The following is a 7,525-nucleotide window of genomic DNA, read 5'->3' as shown; positions in this document are numbered from 1 at the left end:
CATCGTGAATCGGACGATGGCTTCAGACCCTCCCTGCGCAGGCGCCGGGAGGGTCCCGACCCCATCCGATCTCAGGGAGGCTTGGTCACGCCTCGCCCCTGCCGCACGTGATCAGATCGGCCTCGTCGTGCTGGACATGATACTCCAGGAGTTCATCCACGGTGACGCCTGCGTGGTCGGTGAGCAGCCCGAGGATCGCCCGTTCCCCGATGACACGGACGAGCACGAACAGATCCGTGGTGCCGCATGGGAAGCCTCGAACCGGCGGCTGAATGAACTGACACCGCTGATCCACGGCTTGTTCCCGGATCTGTTCGGCCAGCCGGGCGAGAACCCGATGTGGTGCGCGAATCCTGGCCCAGGACCTAGAGTAACTTCGCCGGTACATGAGGCCTGCGCCTTCAAGACCGTAGGGGTAGCTCTTGCGTAGTTGTAGCGCGCTCCCGCCTGGCACCTACGTCCGGCGCTGCCATACCTGCGACGAGCGATTCCGGGGCGACGGGCAGGCTCAGACGTGTGCCGACTGCGCCTATGCACGAGGAGGCGGATAGATGCCGGCGGCCTACATGACCCGCGCCAGCCTCGCCGCTGAACTACAGATCGGCGAGAGCACCGTCGATGAGATGGTGCGTCGGGGCGTGCTCCCGCGCCCGGTTCGACTGTCCTCCGGCTGCGTGCGCTGGCGGTGGGCCTCCGTCGACCAAGCCCTCTCTTCCATGGAAGGTGGGGCGAACGATACCATCGCGGCAGATGCCCAGGCAGGAGTGAGACGTGCCCTTGAAGCGGCGAAAGCGGGCGGCCACCGTCGACCTGCCTAAGGGCGTCCACCACGTGAAAGCGGGCGGGCGAGAGTACTTCTATTGGTCCCCTGGACGCGGGACGGAGCACGCAGCCCGTCCCGTCCGGCTTCCGGATGATCCGACCGACCCGAAGTTCTGGATCGCACTGCGAGAGGCCCAGGGAATCGGCGGCGTCGTGACGGTCAAGACGTTCGGGGACGTTCTCGACCTCTACCTCGATTCCCCGCAGTTCAAGGGAAAGGGCGACGGCACGCGGTCGCTCTACCTGCGCCAGATCAAGATCGCGCGAGCGGGCTTCGGCTCGATGCCTGCGGAGCAGATGCGGGCGAGCATGATTCGCGGCGTGGTCGACGGCCTCGCCGACAAGCCTGGCGCCGGCAACAACTTCCTGAGCACGATGCGCGCCGTCTCGACATGGGGCGTGGTGCGCGACCATTTCGTCGCCTCGATCACCGAAGGCGTCGAGCCCTACGCGAGCCAGGGTGGACACAAGCCTTGGACGGACGACCAGATCCGGGCCGCGAAGGAGCACCTGACGGGCGCAGTGCGCCGCGGCGTGTTCCTGATGATCTTCACCGGTCAGCGCGGCTCGGACGTGGTTCGGATGGGGCCGACAGACGTCGATGAGAACGGTTTCCGCCTGACGCAGCAGAAAACCAAGCGCGAGGTCTGGTGCCCGATCGTGCCCGAACTGGCGGCGGAAATGGAGGAGTGGGAGAGGGTACCGGGGCCATTCGTCCGGCAAGCGTCTGGCCGCCCGTTCACCCGCAAGCTGTTCTCGCGACACTTCGACGAGCAGCGTCAGGGGATCTCTGTGCTGAAGGGCGTGACCCTGCATGGCCTACGGGCCACTGCCGTCATTCGCCTTCGGCGGGCCGGCCTAAGCACCGCCCAGATCCAGGATGTGATCGGGATGTCGCTCGCGATGATCGAGCGGTACGCGCGCTTCGCCGACAGGAAGGCGAGCGGGCAGGCAGCTATCTTGCGGCTTTCGAATGTGGGCCGGAGATTGGAGCGTTAGGCGCTGTACTGCTTCCACCTGCGCCGCGCTGAGATGGGCGTTCATCACCGCATCAGCGGCACCTACCTCGGCGCCTACGCTGGCGAGATGGCCTGGTGCGAGGACTATCGCCGCAAGAGCAATGGCGTCCAGTACCTGATGGCTACGAATGCCGCGCTAGTTCACCCGGTTTCCCGGCAATGGAAAGGCTATTGGCAGCGTAAGGCTGCGTAAGCTCTGCGGTCAACTCAGATTAATATTTCCTAGCTCCAACAAATACGCCGGTAAGTATCATTCCAACAAGTCCTATAACTGTTACCGCCGTACTCCCGACTAGTATTTTTAATACATCCGGGTCAACACTAAAATAATCTTGCTTTGCGCCAGCACCTACCAGAACAGCCCCAACAAAGCCACAATATCCGACCATAAACCAGAAAGTTCGATTTGCATAAGGCTTGATCAAGCTATTCAATATCTGAGCTGTTTGAGCCTTTGGTTGCAACAGTCTGATTTCTTCTTGTAGTAATATGTTTCTTTCCGCTATAAGGCCAATTTGTTCGATTAGCCCAGCAATTTGATCGGTTGTATAGGCTATATTTGCCTCCGGCAGAAAGACCGGGGCCTTTTTCAAGTCGTCTAGTGTCGCTCGCTCGTCAGGCGGCACGGCCAGCCTTAGCTAAATCAAGATAATGCCGCCTAATGAGCGCGTTGTCGATTGGGGTGTCTCTACCCTTTTTAATATAAGTCTCGGTCCACGGCGTGCCGGGCAAATGGGTCATCTGAGATAATTGATGTCCAGAATAATCTTTATACTTATCCCAAACTAAGTTTACAATCTTATTTTCTTCCTCTGTAAAATTTGCCTTAAATGGCTCGTCTGACCACGGCTCCTCCAGTAATTCAGATCGCTTACCGAAGCCATAATCTCTAATATGGTTCCAGATAGGGCGGTATACTGGCCCGCCATCCCAAGCTTCTGCGCTATCGGCGACAAGCGGCTCATTGTTGACGGCAAGGTTCCATCCGTGGGCGATATAGACGAGTTTTTGCAACCACATCTGAGCGGGGAGCCCAAATGCGCTGCGTCGGCGAAGAAACTCGTTGGCGACCGCTTTGGATGAATAATTTGGCATCTATTGGCCCCTCATGGGCGCCGTAGGGTTCCAAGTTGGCGAATCACGAAACCGCGCAGGGTGAACCCTGCACGGCATGAGCGTAAACTAATGCGCCTCGTAACAGAATTCTAGCAGGCGGCTTCAATGCCCTGCGCGGGTCCAGACGAGATTGCCCCGCCCATCAGCCGTGCCTCGCACAATTCCGTCAACCTTCAGAACCCGCAACGCTTTCGACACCCGCCGCGTATGCGCCGTCATTAAAGCCCGGTCCCGCGCGTCGTGTCCCGTGAGCGATAAGACGGACTGCGCGACCTCCCGGCTTGTCATGGGCACCGTAGCGTCCCGCAGGGTGTCGAGAATGCTTCGCGTAAGCTCCCCACTGCCGAATAGAACTTCGCGCTTCTAACGGGGCATGGCGGCATCTAAATCGCCCTCGTAGCCCAGCGTCGAGAGCGCCCGATCTATCGCCGCCGTGTCGTTCTTGATCTCTGCCATGCGATCGCGGAGGCGCGTCGCCTTAGCCTCGCGTTCGCGTTGGATCGTACATCGGGGAACCCTGCGAGAACACAGATTGTAAAACGCTTGTAAAAAAGCTGGCAAAAAACGTTGTAGAACAAAGACGCAGACGAAATCGCAGAGTTCGTCCTCCAGCGCCGGCAGGGCGCCGACATGGTGGACGCGCGCTTGCGCGTAGAGCACCGAGACCGGTTCGGCCCGCAGGTATTTGCCGCGCGTGGCCCGCACGGGGGTGACGGGCACGGCGGCATCCACCTGGGCGAGCACGCTGGTCGCCATCTCGCCGCCCTGGTTGACCTCGACCACGAGGCTGTCCGCCGCGAGGCGGTGGTAGAGCGCCAGCGCGGCGGAGGCCCAGGCCTCGGGGCTGGCGCGGGCCAGGGTGGCGTCGGCGAGCACGTAGGCGTGGCCGGCGGCATCGAGCCCGGCGGCGACGATTCCGCAGGCATCCGCCCCTGCCTTCGAGGAGGCCGGTGGGTCGATGGCCACGACGACGCGGCGCAGGTCCTCCGGGGCGCGCAGGACGCGTCCGGCCTCGATGCGCGCGCGGGTCCAGAGCGCGTCGGCCCGGTCCTCGATCATCTCGCCGTCGAGTTCCTGGCGCCCGAGGCGGGTGCCGGCATAGCGCCCCACCACCGCGTCGAGGAAGGAGGGCGCCAGGTTGGCGGCGTTGTCGGCGGTGCGGGCGCGGCTGACGACGGTGCGCGGATCGGCGAGAATCCGGCGCAGCAGCGGGATCGGCCGGGGCGTGGTGGTGACGAGGCCGCGCGGGCGCTCCCCGAGCCGCAGGCCGAACTGGATCATGTCGTAGGTGGCCTCGGCGTAGCGCCACTTGGCGATCTCGTCGGACCAGGCCGCCCCGAACTGGGGCCCGCGCAGGGAATCCGGCTCCTCGGCCGAGAAGGCGAGGCCGATTGCGCCGTTGTCCCATTCGAGGCGCCGGCGCGAGGGCGACCAGGACGGGCGCCGCCCGGCCAGCGCGAGGAGGCCGGAGGGGCCGTCCACCATCACGTCGCGCACGTCCGCGAAGGTCTCGCCGACCAGCGCGATGCGGCCCACCGGCCTCGCCGTGAAGGCCGGGTCGCCCAGCGCCAGGGCGCGGACCCACTCGGCCCCCGTGCGGGTCTTGCCGGCGCCGCGCCCGCCGATCACCGCCCAGGTGGTCCAGTGGTCGCGGGCGGGGCAGGGCGGAAGCTGGTCGTCCCGCGCCGCGTGGAGCCAGTCAGTCGCCAGGGCCCGGATCAGGTGCGGCGGCAGGCTCTCCAGCAGGGCCGGAATCCGGCCGCTCGCCGCGGAAAGCCGCAGCGCGCCGCGCGATCTCCGCGCGCAGGGCGGGCAGGTCGTCGGCGGGCGGGCCGCCACCGGCGCCGCCGGAACCGGAAGCGCCGCCGAACGCCGTGCCATCGCGTGCTCCCGTTCCCGAATTCGTTCCGGGCAGGCCGGTCTCGGCCCGCTCGTCCGCGTCCGCCTCGTCCAGGAGGCGCTTGAGGCCGCCGAGGTCGCGCAGCACCCGGGCGCTGTCGAAGGATTTCCCGTCACCGTGCTCGGCCTCGGCGTTGAGCGCCACGTCGAAGCGGAGGATCTGCCGGGCGATATGCGCCCGAAGGGCCGCCCGCAGGCGGCGCGGGTCGGTGTCGAGCCCGGTCGCGCCCATGGCCTCGCCGGGCCGGCGCCCCTCCAGGCCGCAGAGCGCGAACATCGCCTCGGCGCGGTGCCGGGGCATGCCCATCGCCTGAGCGAGGTCGCCGATATCGAGCCAGGGCAGCCCGTAGAGGCGGGCGACCGCCAGGCGGCGTGGCGCCTTCCAGCGGGTCGGGTCGAACCGGGTCGCCATCGCCGGGCGCCAGCCGTGGCGCCGGTTCCAGGTCCGGATGGTGGATTCCCCGACGCCCGTCTCCGCCGCGATGGCGCGGATCGGGCGGCGCGTGTCGCGCAGGGCCGCCTCGACGGCGGCACGGGTGGAAGCCGGGATCGGCACCAGGATCATCGCCGATGCCTCCGCGGCCGTTGAACCGGCCTCAACTCACACTTCTTGAGCGTGGGGTATTGATAGCTCGGGAGCGTCGCGGTGTCAATCATAAAATCCTATTTACGGATTTTAATCAGGATGGATGGGGAGGCGCCGCCGATCGATTTCGGAAACCCTTTTCCGCTACCCCTATCGCCATCGCCCCACGGAACACCCGCGATGAGCCTGGATGCCGTCGAGATCCGCCGCCCGCCCCGGAACGCCCTCGTGGCGCGCGCCGGCCTGCTCGGGCGTCTGATCGGCCGCGTGCAATGGCTCGCCGACCTGCAGGTTTTCACCGCCTCGCGGGATGCCCAGGCCTGGCTGCGACAGCGGCGCGGGCCCCTGCTGGAGGTCGGGTGCGGCGAGCAGCCCTATCGGCGCTTCGTCCCGGCGGCCTGCCGCTACACCGGGATCGACCGGGCCGAGGCCGGCGCGGATTTTCGGATGTCGCCGCTCTCCGACATCACCTATTACTCGGGCGCGACCTTCCCCGTCGCTTCGGCCAGCATGGATGCCTTGTTCCACACCGAGGTGATGGAGCATGTGCTCGAGACCGGTGCGTTCCTCGACGAGTGCGCCCGCGTGCTGCGGCCGGGGGGCGCGATGTTCTTCACGGTGCCGTTCCAGGCCCGTTACCACTTCAAGCCGCACGATTACTTCCGCTTCACGCCCGCCGCCCTGGCGCACCTCCTGGCCACGCACGGCTTCGAGGCGGTCACGGTCTCGCCGCGCGGCAACGACATCGCGGTCGCGGGCTACAAGGTGGCGGCGATCCCGTTTCGCTGGGCCTACGAGGGGCTCCTCGGAAAGCTGCTGTTCGCTGCCGCGATCCCCCTGACGGCGACCGCCCTGCTCGTCGCGCACGCCGCGATGGCGTTCCGGCTCGGCTCGGACGACGATTGCCTCGGCTACTCGGTGACCGCCCGCAGGGCGGAGCCTGCGGGGGCGTCGTCGCTCACGCCTCGCTGAGCGCGTCGGCCGACTGGGCGCGGGTGGTGGCCAATGTCCGGCGCGCCACCTGGGGCGTCATGTCCGGCGCCTTGGCGGCCCGGCTCGCCCGCTGGCGCGGGGCGTAGCGGGCGACCTTGCGGGAGGCGTAGGCGAACAGGGCGGCCAGCGCCAGGAGCGTCGCGTCGAACCAGACGAAGCGCGCATCGCCCGTGAACAGCCCGGCCCAGTGATGATCCACCAGGGCGAGGTCGGCGGCGATTACCGCGCAGGTGAGGGCGGCCACGCTCCCCAGCGCCAGCCGCCAGGCCCGGCGCTGCGACCCGGCGAGGCCCGCCACGGTCACGAGCGCCCAGGTTCCGAAGAAGGCCGCGATCTCCCAATCCGCCCGGTCGCTCAGGTCGAGGGGCAGGAGCCGGTTGGCGAGGAAGTAGGCCGCGATCGCCGTCGGCAGGCCCGCGACGCTGCCGATGTTGAGGGCCTGGACGAGGCGCAGGCCGGGGAATGTTCGTTCTCCCGCTTTGGGCAGGCGGGCCACCGACCAGAGCACGAGGCCGGTCGCCACCATGGCCGAGCCCATCAGGCCGCAGACGAAGAACAGGATGCGCAGGGCCGGCCCGGCGAAATGCGCCTCGTGCAGGCCCACCATGGTGGTGAAGGTCCGGGCCGCCGGTTGGATGCCGCCTTGCCGGACCTCGCGCACCGCCCCGGTGACGCCGTCGAAGGCGACCTGCGGATGCTCGTGCGAGAGCCCGTGCGGCTCCTCGAACACCGCGACCACGGTGGCGTTGGCGTCCTTTGGATTGAGGATCGACAGGCGCTCCAGGGGCTCGGACACCGTCGCCATGGCCTCGCGCACCATCCCGCCGATCGGCGCGAGCGTGCCGGGCTGCCCGGCGGGCGGGCGCGGCGCGGTGATCTGGCCGCTCTCGGCGTAGAAGGTCTGCGCCTCGCCCTTGTAGGCCGTCGTCACGCCCCAGGGCATGTACGTCAGCGCGAGGGTGACGATGCCCGTGTAGGTGATCATGAGGTGGAAGGGCAGGGCGAGCACGCCGGTGACGTTGTGGGCGTCGAGCCAGCCGCGCTGGGCCGCCTTGTCCCGCCGGAAGGTGAAGAAGTCCGCGAAGATGCG

At 66.9% G+C, this 7,525-nt stretch carries 8 protein-coding genes and 1 pseudogene; 3 read left to right on the top strand and 6 right to left on the bottom strand.

Annotated elements, in window-relative coordinates; translation table 11 throughout:
* Positions 1–85 precede the first annotated feature (85 nt).
* Positions 86–226, bottom strand: coding sequence for a hypothetical protein (locus MKK54_RS02845; RefSeq protein WP_244009002.1), 141 nt, complete (start codon positions 224–226; stop codon positions 86–88).
* A gap of 545 nt (positions 227–771) precedes the next feature.
* On the opposite strand from MKK54_RS02845, the gene MKK54_RS02840 reads away from it, so the two are divergent.
* Positions 772–1,821 (top strand): tyrosine-type recombinase/integrase, encoded by a 1,050-nt coding sequence (locus MKK54_RS02840; protein WP_244009000.1) that lies wholly within the window; start codon positions 772–774, stop codon positions 1,819–1,821.
* A gap of 18 nt (positions 1,822–1,839) precedes the next feature.
* A pseudogene (locus tag MKK54_RS02835) lies at positions 1,840–2,034 on the top strand (IS1595 family transposase); the annotation flags it as partial.
* Between the two features lie 19 nt (positions 2,035–2,053).
* On the opposite strand, the gene MKK54_RS02830 reads toward MKK54_RS02835, so the two are convergent.
* From MKK54_RS02830 to MKK54_RS02815, 4 genes are all read right to left on the bottom strand, one after another.
* On the bottom strand, positions 2,054–2,434 hold the full coding sequence (locus tag MKK54_RS02830) for a hypothetical protein (RefSeq protein ID WP_244008998.1): 381 nt from the start codon (positions 2,432–2,434) through the stop codon (positions 2,054–2,056).
* 22 nt (positions 2,435–2,456) lie between these two features.
* Entirely contained in the window at positions 2,457–2,936 is a 480-nt protein-coding gene (locus tag MKK54_RS02825; protein ID WP_244008996.1) for a Panacea domain-containing protein, read from the bottom strand.
* Between the two features lie 384 nt (positions 2,937–3,320).
* Positions 3,321–4,712, bottom strand: a complete 1,392-nt coding sequence (locus tag MKK54_RS02820; RefSeq protein ID WP_244009004.1) for a DNA-packaging protein — start codon at positions 4,710–4,712, stop codon at positions 3,321–3,323.
* Positions 4,657–5,421 (bottom strand): hypothetical protein, encoded by a 765-nt coding sequence (locus tag MKK54_RS02815; protein ID WP_244008994.1) that lies wholly within the window; start codon positions 5,419–5,421, stop codon positions 4,657–4,659. Before MKK54_RS02815 ends, MKK54_RS02820 begins: the two co-directional genes overlap by 56 nt.
* A 201-nt stretch (positions 5,422–5,622) precedes the next feature.
* Between MKK54_RS02815 and MKK54_RS02810 the strand changes: the two genes are divergently transcribed.
* Positions 5,623–6,414, top strand: coding sequence for a class I SAM-dependent methyltransferase (locus tag MKK54_RS02810; protein WP_244008992.1), 792 nt, complete (start codon positions 5,623–5,625; stop codon positions 6,412–6,414).
* Here MKK54_RS02810 and MKK54_RS02805 read toward each other — a convergent pair.
* Positions 6,401–7,525, bottom strand: a 1,125-nt coding sequence (locus MKK54_RS02805; protein ID WP_244008991.1) for a PepSY-associated TM helix domain-containing protein, incomplete at its 5' end; no start/stop codon positions are given. The two genes, MKK54_RS02810 and MKK54_RS02805, sit on opposite strands and share 14 nt — an antisense overlap.

The sequence above is a fragment of the Methylobacterium sp. J-068 genome, from assembly GCF_022829445.1.
Taxonomy (GTDB): Bacteria; Pseudomonadota; Alphaproteobacteria; order Rhizobiales; family Beijerinckiaceae; genus Methylobacterium.
The sequence above is the reverse complement of the archived record's forward strand: the minus strand, read 5'-3'. Positions and strand labels throughout refer to the sequence as shown.